14 protein-coding genes are annotated in these 15,243 nt (G+C 70.2%); 3 read left to right on the forward strand and 11 right to left on the reverse strand.

Annotated features, from left to right (window positions below; genetic code table 11):
• Window position 1 precedes the first annotated feature (1 nt).
• The 7 genes from BC793_RS18270 to BC793_RS18300 all read right to left on the reverse strand — a co-directional run bounded on the left by BC793_RS18270 (window position 2) and on the right by BC793_RS18300 (window position 7,174).
• Window positions 2-1,330, reverse strand: coding sequence for an LLM class flavin-dependent oxidoreductase (locus BC793_RS18270; protein ID WP_109593743.1), 1,329 nt, complete (start codon window positions 1,328-1,330; stop codon window positions 2-4).
• A complete protein-coding gene (locus BC793_RS18275; protein WP_109593745.1) occupies window positions 1,327-2,676 on the reverse strand; it encodes an LLM class flavin-dependent oxidoreductase in 1,350 nt (449 codons plus the stop codon). The genes BC793_RS18270 and BC793_RS18275 overlap by 4 nt, the downstream gene beginning before the upstream one ends.
• Window positions 2,669-3,403, reverse strand: coding sequence for an ABC transporter ATP-binding protein (locus BC793_RS18280; protein ID WP_109593747.1), 735 nt, complete (start codon window positions 3,401-3,403; stop codon window positions 2,669-2,671). Before BC793_RS18280 ends, BC793_RS18275 begins: the two co-directional genes overlap by 8 nt.
• Complete coding sequence (locus BC793_RS18285) at window positions 3,379-4,221, reverse strand: ABC transporter permease (protein ID WP_109593749.1); 843 nt, start codon at window positions 4,219-4,221, stop codon at window positions 3,379-3,381. The genes BC793_RS18280 and BC793_RS18285 overlap by 25 nt, the downstream gene beginning before the upstream one ends.
• On the reverse strand, window positions 4,218-5,282 hold the full coding sequence (locus BC793_RS18290; RefSeq protein WP_109593751.1) for an ABC transporter substrate-binding protein: 1,065 nt from the start codon (window positions 5,280-5,282) through the stop codon (window positions 4,218-4,220). The genes BC793_RS18285 and BC793_RS18290 overlap by 4 nt, the downstream gene beginning before the upstream one ends.
• A 25-nt stretch (window positions 5,283-5,307) precedes the next feature.
• The gene (locus BC793_RS18295; protein WP_203896252.1) at window positions 5,308-5,814 is read right to left on the reverse strand and encodes a flavin reductase family protein; all 507 of its coding nucleotides are present in this window, start codon (window positions 5,812-5,814) and stop codon (window positions 5,308-5,310) included.
• Window positions 5,815-5,944: 130 nt separating this feature from the next.
• Complete coding sequence (locus BC793_RS18300) at window positions 5,945-7,174, reverse strand: ROK family protein (protein ID WP_109593755.1); 1,230 nt, start codon at window positions 7,172-7,174, stop codon at window positions 5,945-5,947.
• Window positions 7,175-7,289: 115 nt separating this feature from the next.
• On the opposite strand from BC793_RS18300, the gene BC793_RS18305 reads away from it, so the two are divergent.
• Window positions 7,290-7,715: a hypothetical protein gene (locus BC793_RS18305; RefSeq protein WP_239170075.1), complete on the forward strand. Its 426-nt coding sequence runs from the start codon at window positions 7,290-7,292 to the stop codon at window positions 7,713-7,715.
• A gap of 316 nt (window positions 7,716-8,031) precedes the next feature.
• On the opposite strand, the gene BC793_RS49645 is transcribed toward BC793_RS18305, so the two are convergent.
• Together BC793_RS49645 and BC793_RS18310 are read right to left on the reverse strand one after the other, a co-directional pair.
• Entirely contained in the window at window positions 8,032-8,175 is a 144-nt protein-coding gene (locus BC793_RS49645) for a hypothetical protein (RefSeq protein ID WP_158319296.1), read from the reverse strand.
• A 161-nt stretch (window positions 8,176-8,336) separates the two neighbouring features.
• Window positions 8,337-9,584, reverse strand: a complete 1,248-nt coding sequence (locus BC793_RS18310; RefSeq protein WP_109593757.1) for a helix-turn-helix domain-containing protein — start codon at window positions 9,582-9,584, stop codon at window positions 8,337-8,339.
• A 269-nt stretch (window positions 9,585-9,853) separates the two neighbouring features.
• Here BC793_RS18310 and BC793_RS52810 point away from each other — a divergent pair, with 269 nt between their 5' ends.
• Complete coding sequence (locus BC793_RS52810) at window positions 9,854-10,222, forward strand: ClpX C4-type zinc finger protein (protein ID WP_109593759.1); 369 nt, start codon at window positions 9,854-9,856, stop codon at window positions 10,220-10,222.
• 46 nt (window positions 10,223-10,268) lie between these two features.
• Here the strand turns inward: BC793_RS52810 and BC793_RS18320 are convergent, their stop codons facing one another.
• Window positions 10,269-11,882, reverse strand: a complete 1,614-nt coding sequence (locus tag BC793_RS18320; protein WP_109593762.1) for a methyl-accepting chemotaxis protein — start codon at window positions 11,880-11,882, stop codon at window positions 10,269-10,271.
• 105 nt (window positions 11,883-11,987) lie between these two features.
• The gene (locus BC793_RS18325) at window positions 11,988-13,352 is read right to left on the reverse strand and encodes a cellulase family glycosylhydrolase (RefSeq protein ID WP_109593764.1); all 1,365 of its coding nucleotides are present in this window, start codon (window positions 13,350-13,352) and stop codon (window positions 11,988-11,990) included.
• Between the two features lie 205 nt (window positions 13,353-13,557).
• Between BC793_RS18325 and BC793_RS18330 the strand changes: the two genes are divergently transcribed.
• Entirely contained in the window at window positions 13,558-15,240 is a 1,683-nt protein-coding gene (locus BC793_RS18330; protein WP_109594030.1) for an ABC transporter substrate-binding protein, read from the forward strand.
• The last annotated feature ends 3 nt before the right edge of the window (window positions 15,241-15,243 follow it).

Below are 15,243 nucleotides of genomic sequence, written 5' to 3' on the forward strand. Positions count from 1 at the left end.
GTCATCGGGAGATCAGCTCCAGAGAGTTCGCGGGGCGCGGAAGTCCGTAGTGCTCACGCAGGGTGGTACCGGTGTATTCGGTGCGGAACAGTCCGCGCTCCTGGAGGATCGGCACGACCCGGCTCGCGAACGCCTCGATCCCGGACGGCAGCACGGCGGGCATGATGTTGAAGCCGTCGGCGGCGCCGTTCTCGAAGTAGTGCTGGATCGTGTCGGCGACCTGCACGGGCGTACCGGTGAAGGTCCGGTGCCCGCGTCCCCCGCCGAGCTTGCCGATGAGCTGGCGGACCGTCAGGTTCTCCCGGCGGCCCCAGTCGACGATCAGGGTGCGGCGGCTCTTGTGGCCCTCGATCTCGTCCTCGGTCGGCAGGTCGGCCGGCAGCGGTTCGTCCAGCTTCAGCCGAGCCGGGTCCACCCCGAGGACGGTGGCCAGGGTGGCGACCGCGAACTCCGGCGCGATCAGGCGTTCCAGTTCGGCCTCCAGCTCCCGGGCCTGGGCCGGGGTGTCGCCGATGACCGGGACGATGCCGGGCAGGACGACGACGTGGTCGGGGTTGCGCCCGGCCGCCACGGCACGGCGTTTCAGGTCGGCGTAGAAGGCCTGGCTCTCCGCCAGCGTCGGCTGCGCCACGAAGATCGCCTCGGCCCACTTGGCGGCGAACTCCCTGCCGTTCTCCGACGACCCGGCCTGCACCAGCAGCGGATGTCCCTGCGGTGGGCGGGGCACGTTGAGCGGCCCCTCGACCTGGAAGAACTTCCCGCGGTGGCCGATCGCGCGGACCCGGTCCTTGACGGCGTGCACCCCGGCCCCCTTGTCGGCGACGATCGCGTCGTCGGCCCAGCTGTCCCACAGTTTCGTGGAGACCTCCAGGAACTCGTCGGCCCGCTCGTATCGCGTCCGGTGCTGCGGCTGCTCGTCAAGGCCGAAGTTGCGGGCGGCCGCCTCACCGGCGGTGGTGACGATGTTCCAGCCGGCCCGGCCGCCGGACAGGTGGTCCAGCGAGGCGAACCGGCGGGCCAGATTGAACGGCTCGTTGTACGAGGTGGACGCGGTCGCGATCAGCCCGATCCGGGTGGTCGTCGCGGCCAGGGAGGCCAGCAGCAGCGTCGGCTCCAGCTTGCCGGCCGGGCGGCGGCCGGGGTCGCTCCACAGCACCGGGCTGTCGGCGAGGAACACCGAGTCGAACCGGGCGTCCTCGGCGACCCGGGTCAGGTGCTGGTGGGCGGCGAGCGACAGGTTGGCGTGCGGGTCGGACTCCGGCAGCCGCCAGGACGCCTCGTGGTGCCCGGTGTCGTGCAGGAACAGGTTGAAGTGCAGCTGGCGGCTCACTGGGTGATCAGCTCCGGGTGGTAGGCGAAGGAGGTGGCGGCCGGGCGGGGGAGCCCGTAGTGCTCGCGGAGGGTGGCGCCCTCGTACTCGGTGCGGAACCGGCCCCGTTCCTGCAGGATCGGCACCACCTTGTCCACGAAGGCGACCAGACCGGACGGCAGCACCGCCGGCATGATGTTGAAGCCGTCGGCGGCCCCGGAGTCGAACCACTCCTCGATCGTGTCGGCGACCTGCGACGGCGTACCGGCGAAGGTGCGGTGCCCCCGGCCGCCGCCGAGCCGGCCGATCAGCTGGCGGACCGTCAGATTCTCCCGCCGGGCCAGGTCGACGATCAGGGTGAAGCGGCTCTTCGCGCCCTCGATCTGGTCCTCGGTCGGCAGGTTGTCCGGCAGCGGCTCGTCCAGCGGCAGGTCCGCGGGCGTCAGGTGGAAGCGCTCGGCGAGCTGCGCCCGGGCGTACTCGGGGCTGATCAGCCGTTCCAGCTCGGCGTCCAGCTCCCGGGCCTCGGCCGCGGTGTCGCCGATCACCGGCACGATCCCGGGCAGGATCTTCACGCCGTCCGGGTCGCGGCCCAGCGCGGCCGCCCGCTGCTTGAGGTCGCGGTAGAACGCCCGGCCCTCGGCGAGGGTCTGCTGGGCGGTGAAGACGGCCTCGGCCCACTTCGCGGCGAAGTCCCGGCCGTCCTCCGACGACCCGGCCTGCACCAGCAGTGGCCAGCCCTGCGGCGATCGGGGCACGTTGAGCGGCCCGTCCACCCGGAAGTACCGGCCCCGGTGGTTGATCGCCCGCACCTTCGCCGCGTCGGCGTGCACGCCCGCGTCCTTGTCGGCGAGGACCGCGTCGTCGGCCCAGCTGTCCCACAGTTTCGTGGCCACCTCGAGGAACTCGTCGGCCCGCTCGTACCGCTCCCGGTGCAGTGGCACGTCGTCGAGGCCGAAGTTGCGGGCCGCGTCGGCGCCGGCGGTGGTGACGATGTTCCATCCGGCGCGGCCGTCCGAGATGTGGTCGAGCGACGAGAAGCGGCGGGCCAGGTTGTACGGCTCGTTGTACGACGTCGACGCGGTGGCGATCAGCCCGATCCGGGACGTGACCCCGGCCAGCGCGGTCAGCAGGACGGTCGGCTCCAGCTTGCCGGTCGGGCGGCGGCCGGGATCACCCTGCTGGACCGGGCTGTCGGCCAGGAACAGCGAGTCCAGCCGGCCGCGCTCGGCGATCCGGGCCAGTTCCTGGTAGTGCTTGACGCTCCAGCCGGCGTAGGGGTCGCTCTCCGGCAGCCGCCACGACGCCTCGTGATGCCCGACGCTCATCAGGAACGCGTTGAGGTGCAGTTTCCTCTTCTCAGGCATCGGCGGCGACTCCCAACCGGTCGAGCAACAGGCTGCGCAGCGCGGCGAAACCGGCGTCGGAACGGGACCGGTTCTCCAGCTCCACCCGGACGTCGGTGTCGACCACCCCGGCATCGAGCAGGATCACCCGGTCGGCGAGCACGATGGCCTCGTCGACGTCGTGGGTAACCAGCAGCACCGCCGGCCGATGCGCCTCGCACAGCTTGCGCAGCAGGACATGCATGCGGATGCGGGTGAGAGCGTCCAGTGCACCGAACGGTTCGTCGGCGAGCAGCAGTTGCGGTTCGCGGACCAGCGAGCGCGCCAGGGCGGCGCGCTGTTGCTCACCCCCGGACAGTTGGTACGGCCACGCGCGCTCCCGCCCGGCCAGACCCACCTCGGCCAGCGCCTGACGGCCACGCTCTCCGGCGTCCGCGCCCCGCAGGCCGAAGACGACGTTGTCCAGGATCCGTTTCCACGGCAGCAGGCGGGAGTCCTGGAAGACCACCGACACCGCGTCCGGTACGTCGATCTGCCCGTACCCGGCGACGTCCCGGTCCAGCCCGGCCAGCGCCCGCAGCAGTGTGCTCTTGCCGGTACCGGATCGCCCGATCAGGGCCACGAACTCGCCCGGTGCGATGTCCAGGTCCAGTCCGTTGAGGACACCGCCGTCGGAGGTGAAGCTGCGGTGCAGGTTGCGGACCCGGACCGCCGGTTCGGTGGTCAGCCCTCGAGCGTCTGTCGCCATGCCAGCACCCTCCTCGCGGTGAGACGGACGGCGCTGTCGGCGCAGTAGCCGAAGACGCCGTAGATGACGAGGCCGACCACGATCACGTCGGTCTGGCCGTACTGCTCGGCGAGGGTGATCATGTGGCCGATGCCGGAGACCGCGTTGTACTGCTCGACGACGACCAGGCCGAGCAGCGACGACGTGACCGCGAAGCGCATGCCGAGCAGGAAGCCGGGCAGCGCGCCGGGCAGGACGATGTGCCGGACAAACTCGCCCCGGTTGATGCCGATCGTCTCGGCCAGTTCGGCGTACCGGCCGTCGATGCTGCGCAGCCCGTTGTGGGTGTGGATGTAGATCGGCACCATGCTGATCAGTGCGATCGTGATGATCTTCATCTCCTGGCCGATGCCGAACCAGGCGATGAACAGCGGGATCAGCGCGAGCGTCGGTACCGACCGCTTGATCTGGATCGGGCCGTCGATCAGCGACTCGCCGATGCGGGACAGACCGGAGACGACCGCCAGCACGGCACCGGTGACCACGCCGAGGGACAGGCCGATCGCCGAGCGTTCCAGCGACGACAGAACGTTGCCGAGCAGGTCGTGGTTGACCCACTGGTCCTCGAAGGCGATCACCACGTCCCACGGCGCGGACAGGATCGCCGGTGCGATCACACCCGAGGCCGATCCGGCGGACCAGACGGCGAGGGCCAGGAACGGCCCGATCCAGAAGGCGAAACGGATGCGGTGGCCGGGGCCGAGACGACGGCGTACGACACGCTTGTCGGTCTGCTGCCGGGGCGCCTCGACGGGCGGCGTGTGCAGGGTGGCGGTCATGACGCGTCCCCCGTGACCACCCGGTCGCCGGCGGCGGCCGCCTGGACCGGCTCGAACCGGCGGTCGACGAGCGTCGTCACGTCGAGCCTGTCGTGCTTCTGCTCGGCGGCCAGCAGGTCGGCGGTCTCCTGGAGGCGGGTGATCGCGGCATCCCAACTCGCCGGAATGCCCTTCTCGCCCTGGATCTCCACGACCGCCTTCGCGTCCGCTTCGTTCAGGCCCTGGGTGTCCTGGTAGTACGCCTTCGCGTACTCCGCGGGGTGCTCGTTGGCCCACAGCACGGCCTTGGTGCGTACGGCCACGTAGACCTTGAGTGCGGCGGCCTTCTCCGCGTCCTCGACCGCCGAGGTCAGGCAGTACACGGTGGACGCGTCGTCCCGGATGCCGGTGAAGATCGAGCTGGAGCCGGGGTACTTCGCCTCGTACAGCTTGATGTTCTGCGCGCCGATCGGTGCCACGTCGACGGCCTTGCTGCCCAGCGCCGTCACGTAGGAGTCGCCGTTGCTGGTCAGCTCGACCAGTTGCACGTCGGACTGGGACAGACCGGCCTTCTGGAGCACCCGCAGCACCAGCGCGCCCTGTGCCTGCCCGGCGCTGTAGGCGATCTTCTTGCCCCGCAGGTCGGCCAGGGACGTCACGCTGACTCCCGGCGCGACACCCAGTTTGTAGATCGGGTGCTCCAGCGGGTCGAGGGTCACCGCCTGGAAGACGATCTTCGTGGCGGTGCCGGTCCATGCGGCGAACAGCGACGGGATGTCGGCGACCGCGCTGCAGTCCAGCTTGTCGGCCCGGAACGCCTGGATGCTCTGCGGGCCGCCGCTGATGTTGGCCCACTCGACGGTCACTCCGGCGTCGCTCAGTTCCTTGTCCAGACCGGACGCCTGGATGACCGCCTGATACTGCGGGTCGCCGAGGCGCAGCACCGTTCCGCTGGGGACCCGGTCCGGCAGCGCGGCCGTCAGTTCGAGTTTCGTGACGGCCCGCTCCTCCGCACAGCCGGCGGCGAGGACGAGCACGGCGGCCAGCGCGGCTCCGACCGTACCCCGAGGGATTTTGATCATGTTTTTTCCTTCTCTTCGGGGGATGTCAGAGGGTGTGGAAGTCGCCGTCGTGGTAGAGCAGCGGGGCGCTGTGATCGGCGAGCCCGACCTCCTCCACCCGGGCGATGACCAGGTGTGCGCCGCCGGCCGGATGCCGGTGTTCGACGGCGACCCGCAGCCAGGCCGCGGCGCCCTCCAGGACCGGCTCGCCGGTCGGCAGCCGGCGCCAGCGCGTCGGCGCGCCGAACCGGTCGATGCCGCTGGTCGCGAAGGTGCGGGCCAGTTCGGTGTGCCCGGCGCCCAGCAGGTGCACGACGGCGGTTCCGGCGTCGCGCAGATGCGGCCAGGCCGAGGCGGTCGCCAGGATGCCGAACGACAGCAGCGGCGGCTCGGCCGACAGTGACGCGAGTGACGTGACGGTGACACCGGCGGCGCCGCGGCCCGCGTCGGCGGTGACCACGGCCACCCCGGCGGCGTGGCGGCGGAAGACCTGACGGAACAGAGCGGCGTCGACGGGTGTCGACGGGGTCGGGCGGGAAACGGTGACGGTCACGGGCGGACTCCCAACCGGAATCGAGACGGGCGGTGGCCCCTCCCGGTGGCTCACCACCGGGGCTGAATTCATACTATACAGCTAGGATTAGAAGGCAATAATGCGCCGAGGTGAAATAAGTCGATGCAGGTCAGGATGCGTGCAGGCGAACCTGGAACTCCAGCGGAGACGCGTAGATCTGATCGAGAGCGACCGCCCCGCCGGCCACCGCCAGCACCGTGCCCGGGAAACTCGACGGGTGCACCACCCGCTCCACCTCGGCGCCCGCCGACGACCACGCCGCGATCTCGGCCCGCACCGTGGCGAGAGAATCCGGCAGCTGGTTCACACCCGCCTCGGCGACCACCAGCACCTCCGGATCGAACAGGTCCAGCAGCAGCGCCGCCGCCCGGCCCACCAGCCGCGCCCGCTCCCGCAACAGCGCCACGGCCCCGGCACTGCCGCCCTCGGCCGCCGCCACCAGGGCCGCGATCTCCGGCCGGTCGATCAGCCCGGCCGCCATCGCCCGCCGGACCAGCACCCGCTCCGACACCGCCGCCTGGAGGCAGCCGACCCGCCCGCACGCGCACGCCTCCCGGCAGCCCTCGACCGGCAGGTGCGCGACCGCCCCCGACGCCGACCGCGGTCCCTGATGGACGTCCCCACCGGTGGCGAACGCCACGTCCACCACATTGCCGACGAACAGGTGCACGGCGCTCTCCCGGGCGCGCCCGGCCACCTCGCCGAACAGCAGCTCACCGCGGAGCAGGGCCCGCGAGTTGTTGTCGGCCCGGACCGGCAGCCCGGTCGCCTCGGCCAGCGCCGCCGCGATCGGCACGTCCCGCCAGCCCAGTGCCGGATGCTCGACGATCGTGCCGTGCGGGGAGTCCACCCAGCCGCCGGTCGCCACCCCCAGCCCCAGGATCCGTCGCCGCGCCCCGTGCGTGCGCCGGATCGCCGCGATCCGCGCCGCGACCGCCGTGACCACGCTCGCCGGATCGGTCCGCCCGTGCGGCTCCCGCACCTGCGTGATGATCCGGCCCCGCAGATCCAGCAGGGACACCGTGATCCGGGGAACCGCTATGTGCACCCCGATCACCGCCGGGCCGTCGGCCGGCAGGTCCAGCGGCACGTGCGGCCGCCCGATCCCCGGCTTGCCGGCCGCCTCCGGCGCCTCCCGCACCAGGCCGCGCTCCAGCAGTGACCCGACCACCCCGGTCACCGACGCCGCCGACAGCCGGGTCACCCGGGCCACCGAACTGCGGGCGATCGGCCCGTGGTCGAGAACGGCACGCAGCACGGCCCCGGCCGAGTCCCGCGACCGGCGTGCCCCGGCCGGCGGCAGGTCGCCACGCCGGGTCGTACGCCGGTCCTCGATCATCTGACCAGCGTAAATCGCACTTCTCGTCGATGTCGCGTCTGGTTACCGGTCGTTTCACGGTCGGTAACACCGGCTCGGGATGTCACGTACCGCCGAGGTTGATCGTCCCTATCGCATGAGCATCCCGATCTCCACCAAGCGCCTGACCGTGGCCGCGCTGGCCGTCACCGCGGCGGTCCTCGGCGTCTGGGCGGCGGCCTTCCCGCTGTCCTTCTACGCCGATTTCCCCCTTCCCGGACGGCACTGGGTGTCGGCGCTCGGCCCGTACAACGAGCACCTGACCCGGGACGTCGGCGGCCTGTTCCTGGCCCTGCTGGTGCTGAGCGTCTGGGCGCTGCGCCACCCGACGCCGACCGCCCTGCGGGTGACCGGCGGCGCGTGGACGGTCTTCACCGCCGAGCATTTCGTCTGGCACGTCCTCCACCTGGACGTCTTCCCGGTCGCCGACCGGATCGGCAACGTGGTCGCCCTCGCCGCGATGCTGCTGGCCTCGATCCTGCTGCTCCTGCCGGACCGTCCCACCGCGGAAGCGAACGCCTGAGCCCACGCGAGACCCGGCCGGCCCTCCCGCCGGTTCCACGCGTCGGCCGGGATCAGCTCGGCAAGCTGCCGCCGGGGACCGGGACTTCCAGCGGGTCAACGAACACAGTCGGCGCTAGGGCATCCACCGGAACTCCCTCGTACCGGGTGAAGGACGTAGATTGCGCCGCTGCTCCGACCGTCATCAATCTCAGCCAGGGTGAGCTGGTCGCAGCGGACCTCTCGCACATATCCAGGCCCGGACCCGATGTCGATCCACACCCGGGCGAAGCCGTCAGCCGGCAGGGCGCGCGGGCCGGCGGCCATGATCGGCGGGCTCACGCGGCCCGCTCCGCCTGGCCGAGGATGCGCCGCACCGCGGCGTTGTGTTCGGCTGCCTGCCGGCGCGCGGCTTCCTGCCAAGCCCGAGCGGCACGTAGTCGACGTCGCCACATCACGCGCCGCATGATCTCGGTGAGCATGCCCGCCTCCGAAATTCGGGGCGGCAGGCGCATCACGGGGCGCCCGCCGCCGGTCTGGGACGGCGGCGGGCCACGGAACTTCGCACGGTCGCGCTGCCCGCCGCCGCTGGGATCGAAGTTAAGGGCGGGCCCGCAAGGGCAGGGGCACAGTTTGTGCCCGCTTATGCGGCCAGCAGACCGATCTTCACGGCGAGCTCAGATGCGCGCCGGCGCCGGGCCGGGCTCTTGGACTCGGTCTCTTCGAGGACGATCCGCTTGGCGAAGCCGTTGTACCTGATCGTTTCGGGAGCAGCCTCGTGCGCCTTCTCCAGGGCGGCCAGTGCGACGTCCGGCTGCCGGTCGAGTTGGTACCCCCGCGCCTCCTCGACCCGGTGTCGGGCGCGCCGCGGACGAGACGGAATGATCACCGCGTCTGCCGCCGCCGACTGCCGAACCGACTCGCCGCCCTGGCGTAGTTCCACGGCCACCGTCACCGCGTGTGCCCCCATGATCGCCCGCGAGTACGAGGTGACCGGATGGTAGTAGCCCTTCGGCAGCCGGTCGGCCATGGCGCGGGCGGTTTCCCAATATCGCCAGGCGGTGCCGGTCGACCCGCGCCGGGCAGCGGTGTACCCGGCCTCGAAGGTGAGGGCTCCCGTGATCGCCAGGACGTCGGGCGGCGCATTCTGGAGGAGAGGCTCAAGGTATCTGAGCGTCTCCAGGTTCACCGCGTCGGCGGCATCGAAGTGCGCCGGCCCTGCGTCGCGGTGCGCCTGGGTGGTCAGCCACGCGGCCACGCCGATTGCGTGCGGGTCCTCGGACTCCTGGGCCGCGATCAGACCGCGCTCGGCAACCCGCCACAGCAGAGCGGCGTCTGGCTGGTAGGCCACGAAGAATTGGCTCAGCGAGTAGACCTCGGCCAGCACGGCCTGCGCCGCCCGACGTGCCGGGACGGTGTCGGCCTGCCGGACCGCGATCTGCGCGTCCCGGATCAGGTCCGGCAGCAACGCCCCGATCACCTCGCGGTGGTGGGGAGCCGAGTGCCGTGCCGACCATGCACGCGCCAGCCGAGCCCGAATGTGGGCAATCGAGGACGCCTCCCGCGCGGTGGCGACCGGAAAAGCATCCACGGCCGCTTTGACGGCCGCGAGGCGCGGATGGCCGGGGCCGACGAACAGATCGACGTGGAGTGACTGGTCGCCGGTGAGGTCGGCCAGATCGCGTACCCGAAGCGACTCGGCGAGGGCGAGGATGATCTCCAGCTTCGGCGTTCCCAGGCGGCCGGTCTCCAGTCCCTTGACCCACGACCCGGACTTGCCGACCAGACCGCCGAGTTGTTCTCGGTTGAGGCCCTTGCGTGTGCGAAGGATCTGAAGTCGCTGACCGAATGCCAGCGGATCGGTGTACGGGTCCGGAGGGTATTCGTCCATCGGTGCTCCCTGGTAGCGGTCAGGGTGCGGCGGCCGGCCGCTACTCCGGCCGCCGACATCGACGGTACGCCGCGTCAACGAACAGCGCCGCCGGTTCGCTACACGGTTCCGCCGATCGATCGGACCTCGACGCTGATCACCTGTCCACAATGGCGGCGTCCCCGCAGGCCGCTCTGCCGTTGGATGGCCCCTCGGCGGCCGTGTGGGATCGACGTGTCAGGTGTAGCCTGACGGCGTCAGGGTGTGCCTGACAGGCTGGGGGAGGGGTCATGAGCGACGTCAAGCTGAACTGTTCGTTCTGTGCCAAGCCGGCCGATGCGGTCGAGAAGCTGATCGCCGGGCCGGGGGTCTACATCTGCAACGAGTGCGTGGGGCTCTGCAACGACGTGCTCGGCATCGAGCGGCAGCAGGCGCCGGACGAGCCGGCCACGCCGCTGCCGGTGTGGGAGGAGTCGATGACCGATGAGCAGATCCTCGACGTGCTGCCCCGGATCGCCGCGGTCGGCGTGCAGACCGAGGTGAGCCTGCAGCGGCTGGTCACCATCCTGCGTGAGCGGCGGGTGACCTGGGCGCGGATCGGGTCCGCGCTGCAGATCACCCGCCAGTCGGCATGGGAGCGGTTCTCCGGCGAGGAGTGACGGCCCCTCGCCGGAGAACCACGTCGGGGCGGTGCGGCCGCCGGATTCACAGGGTGAAGCCGGCGACCAGTTCCCGCAGTTCGTTGCTGGTGCGGCTCAGGCTTCCGGCGTTCTCCCGGGCCCGGGTGGCGATGGTGGTGGTGGCACCGACCGCGCCGGCCACCCCGGCGATGTTGGTGGCGATGTCGGCGCTGCTGTCCGCCACCTCGGCCACGTTGCGGCTCATCTCGCTGGTGGTGGCGGTCTGCTCCTCCACGGCCGCGGCGATCAGGGTCTGGAAGTCGCTGATCCGGGTGACCACCTCACCGATCCGGCTGATCGCGCCGACCGCGTTGTGCGAGTCCGACTGGATCGCCTTGACCAGCCGGGAGATCTCCTCGGTGGCCCGTGCGGTCTCCTGCGACAGCTCCTTGACCTCGCCGGCCACCACCGCGAAGCCCTTGCCGAGTTCGCCGGCGCGGGCGGCCTCGATGGTGGCGTTGAGGGCCAGCAGGTTGGTCTGCTCGGCGATCGCCGTGATCATCGCGACCACGGCGCTGATCTCCGCGGACGAGTCGCCGAGCTTGGCGACGGTCTGGTTGGTCTGGTCGACCACGGTGACGGCCTCGCCGGCGACCCGGGCCGCCTCGCCGGCATTGCGGGCGATCTCGTCGATGGCCTGGTTCATCTCGGCACTGCCGGCCTGGAGGGTCTGCACGTTGCCGGAGACGTGACCGGCGGACGTGGCAACCGTCGCCGCCTGTGCGTCCATCTCGGTGCTGGCGTCGGCGATCTGCTCGGAGACCGTCGACAGCTCGTGCGAGGCGGTGGCGACCGCGCCGGCGTGACCGGCGATCGCCGAGACGGTCGCCCGCAGCGACGACGCGGTCTCGTTGACCGCCGCACCGAGCCGGCCCAGCTCGTCGCCGCGCGTCACGTCGACGCTGACGGTCAGGTCGCGGTCGGCCAGCCGCCGCAGCGCCCCGACCACGACGGCCAGCGGGCCGACGACGGACCGGGTGACCCAGATCCCCATGAGCACCGCGACCAGGACGGCCAGCGCGAGCGCCGCCCCGAGCACGGTCAGCGCGGTGCCGCGAACCTCGTCGACCTCGGCACGCAGGGCCGCGGCCCGGGCGTTGACGGACTCGTCCAGGGCCGCGGTGATCTCCAGGACCTTGCCGTACGCCTCGGACGCCTCACCGCCGTTGACGCTCTTCATCGTCCTGTCGAGAGCCGCCCGATCGTCCGCGGACAGCCACTCGTCCAGCTTCTCGTCCCAGGCGAAGAAGTCGTCCCAGGCCGGTTCGAGGTCGTCGAAGAGGGCCCGTTCGGCAGCGGTCATGCCGTCGGTGTTCGTTGCCTTCAGACCCTCGTAGAGGGCCTTCTTGGACTTGAGCTCACCCTGCCGGTTGTAGCCCTCGGGGCCGGTGGCCCAGGCGTATCCGAACGCCGCGACGTCGGAGATCCACAGGCCCTGCCAGCCGGTCACGTCGGCGGCGTTGTACTTGGCGTCTTGAATGTCGTCGCGGACCTTTTCGAGGCCGGCCATCTCCCGCTCGGCGGCGGCCTGCTGCCGCAGCCCCCACCACCCGGTGCCCGCGGAGGTGACGATGAGGGCGGTCAGGGCGCAGTAGGAGAGGGCGAGTCGTTTGCCGACACTGATATCACCGATTCGCATCGGAAGTTCTTCTCCTAATGAAAGTGTGTACCTCTCTCTCGGCGGGGACGTGATCGGTCTGAGTGAAAGGCGCCGCGGACCCGACGTCCGCGGCGCCTTTCACGCTCAGGCTGCGGCGCAGGTCACAGCCGGGTTGTTGTTGCTGGTGCCGCGGGAGGCGGTGAAGCCCCAGGCCGCCTCGGCACCGGCCGCGAGCCGCCCGTTGTAGGCGGCGTTGCGGGCGGTGACCGTCTCACCCGAGGAGCTGACGGTCGCGTTCCACGAGTTGGTGAAGCGCTGCCCGTCGGGCCACGTCCACGTGACGGTCCAGCCGGTGATCGCGCTGGTGCCGGCCTTGACGGTGACGGTGCCCTGGAAGCCGCCGGTCCACGAGTTGGTGACCGCGTACGTGGCGGTGCAGCCACCGGCCGGCGGGTTGCCGGTCGAGGGCGACGGCGGGTTCGACGACGACGGGCCGCCGGGCGACGGGGAATTGGTGCCGCCGAAGACACTGGCCTCCCGGGAGGTCGCCTTGATGCCGTTGGCGCCGTTGAAGAGCCGCTGGCCCCAGCTGGTCAGCTGCGCCGGGTTGAAGTTGGTGACCATGTCGAGGTATTCGACGCCGCCGCCGTTGCCGGACCAGGACCAGCCGAGGTAACCGATGCCGAGCCGCTGGCTGGTGGCCAGGATGGTCTCCTCGTCGGGGTTGCCGTCGGAGTGGTCGTGGCCGAACTCGCCGACCACGATCGGCAGGCCGGCGCTCTGGAAACGGCCCAGATAGTCGTTGATCTCGGCGGCGGTGTCGAACACGCCGTACATGTGGATCGAGAAGACGGTGTTGCGCTGGGGATCGGCGGCGAACACCGAGGCGGCGTTGTCGCGCATGATGAACTGCCAGTCCTGGCCCCAGTTGGGCGCGTCGACCATGATCTGGTGCTGGAATCCGGCGGCCCGCAGCCGGCTGATCGCGGACTTGGTGTCGGCGGTCCAGCCGGCCGCGGCGGTGCCGTTGCCGTACGGCTCGTTGCCGATGTTGAGGATGACGTAGTTCTCCTGGCCGGTGAGGGCGCTCTTGATGGAGATCCAGTAGTCGACGGCCTGGGCGAGGGTGGCGGCGCCGGCCTGCTCGCCGTAACCGGTCGTGTCGTGCACCTCCAGCACGCAGATCAGCCGGTTGGCCTTGCACTGGTTGATCACGTTGGTGACGTCGGCGCTCTCGTTCTTCGTCCAGCGCTGGCCGCTGGCGAGCACGACCCGGACGGTGTTGGCGCCCAGGGCCTTGATGGCGGCGAGCGAGGTGGTGGTCTGGCCCGCGTACCAGGTGTGGGCGTGGTTGACACCGCGCATCAGGAACGTGTTGCCGTTGGCGTCGAGGATGCGGGTGCCGGAGACGGTGAATCCGGCAGCGGCCTGGGCCGGCTGCGCGAGGGTGAGGACCGCCGCGGCGGCGGTCAGGACGGCCGCAAGGCCGCCCCACCATTTGGCTTTCATGGGGATTCCTCCCTGTCCGTCGGGGACGGTGACGGACAGTCGTCGGGGGACGGTCGTCGAGAATCTAAAATGACTTAACTAAGCCGGTCAAGTGGGAGACCTCGAATGATCTTCAATGAAATCCCGCGCTTGACATCGCAAACTTAAGCCGCTTAATAATGGCCGCATCGAAGTTGATCCCTGTCTGGGAGTGGGTGCCGCCCTGATGACGAAGAACCGGACACGCCGTGCCGTCGCGGTCGCCGCCGCGCTGGCACTCGTGCTCGCCGGCTGCTCCAGCGCCGACGGCGAAGGCAAGCCGGACGCCGCGAACAGCTCGATCACCATCTTCAACGGTGCGAACGGCACCATCGTGGAGAACTGGAATCCGTTCTCACCGACCCAGCTGCAGCCCACCAACGGAACCATGCACGAGGCTCTGTTCTGGTACAACGTGGCCACCGAGGCGCCGCCCGCGCCCATGCTCGGCACCGCCTACCAGTGGAACGCCGACGGCACCGAGCTGACCGTCACCACCCGCGAAGGCGTCACCTGGAACGACGGGAAGCCGTTCAGTGCCAAGGACGTGGCGTTCACCTTCGACCTGATCAGACGCACCAAGGCGATCAACGCGACCGGCCTGGACATCACGTCCTCGGTGGCCAGGGACGACAAGACCGCGGTCCTCACCTTCGGGACGAAATCGTTCACCGACGAGGCGTCGATCATCGGCCACACCCCGATCGTCCCGGAGCACGTCTGGAGCACGATCGACGACCCGGCGAAGACGATCAACCCGAACCCGGTCGGCACCGGACCGTACAAACTGAAGTCCTTCTCCTCGCAGAGTTATGTCCTGGAGAAGAATCCGGGCTACTGGCAGGCGGGCAAACCGCAGATCCAGAACGTCCGCTACATCTCGCTGGCCACCGCCGACGCCGCCAGCGCGGCGCTCACCGCCGGCCAGGTCGACTGGATGAGCTCCTTCCTGCCGGGCCTGGACCAACTGCTGAAGAACCACAAGGACCTCTCGTACGTGAACACGCCGGTCCTGACCGCGTCAATCTTCACGTGTTCCAGCACCGCCTACGGATGTTCCGGCCCGCAGACCGACACCGCGGTGCGCCAGGCCATCCACCACGCGCTCAACCGCGACCAGCTCAACAAACTCGCCGGCGGCGGTTACGCGGGGGTCGCCTCGCCCACCCTGCTGCTGCCCGAACGGGACAAGAAGTGGATCGCCGACCCCGCCCACGTGACCATCCCCGGCACACCCGACGTGGCGAAGGCCGACCAGATTCTCGACGCCGCCGGATGGGTCGAGGGCGGTGACGGTATCCGGGTCAAGGACGGGCAGCGGCTGTCGCTGACCATCCAGACCGTCACCGGGTGGAGCGACTTCATCTCGCTCAACGACGCGATGAGCCAGCAGCTCAAGGAGGCCGGCATCGAACTCAAGCCGGCCCAGCTGTCCTGGAACGAGTGGAACAACAACCAGGTGCAGGGCCGGTACCAGCTGTCCCTCGACTCGATCGGTCTCGGCGCCAACTCCAACCCGTACCACACCTACCAGGCCAAGTACGCCACCGTCACCACCGCCAAGGTCGGTGAGGCGGCCCAGACCAGCGGCAACTTCGCCCGGTACAGCAACACCACGGTCGACGCCGCGCTCGACATCGCGGGCGGCACCAACGACGAGGCGGTGCAGAAGCAGCAGTACACGATCATCCAGAAGGAGATCGTGCGGGACCTGCCGTACATCCCGATCTACGTCAACTCGCTGCTCACCGAGTTCAACACCAGTCGCGCCACCGGCTGGCCCAGCAACGACAACAAATACGCGCTGCCCGCCTCCTGGAAGATCTGGGACAACGGCATCGTCCTGGCCAACCTCCAGCCCGCGAAGTAGCCG

It is taken from the genome of Actinoplanes xinjiangensis (assembly GCF_003148685.1).
Lineage (GTDB): Bacteria > Actinomycetota > Actinomycetes > Mycobacteriales > Micromonosporaceae > Actinoplanes > Actinoplanes xinjiangensis.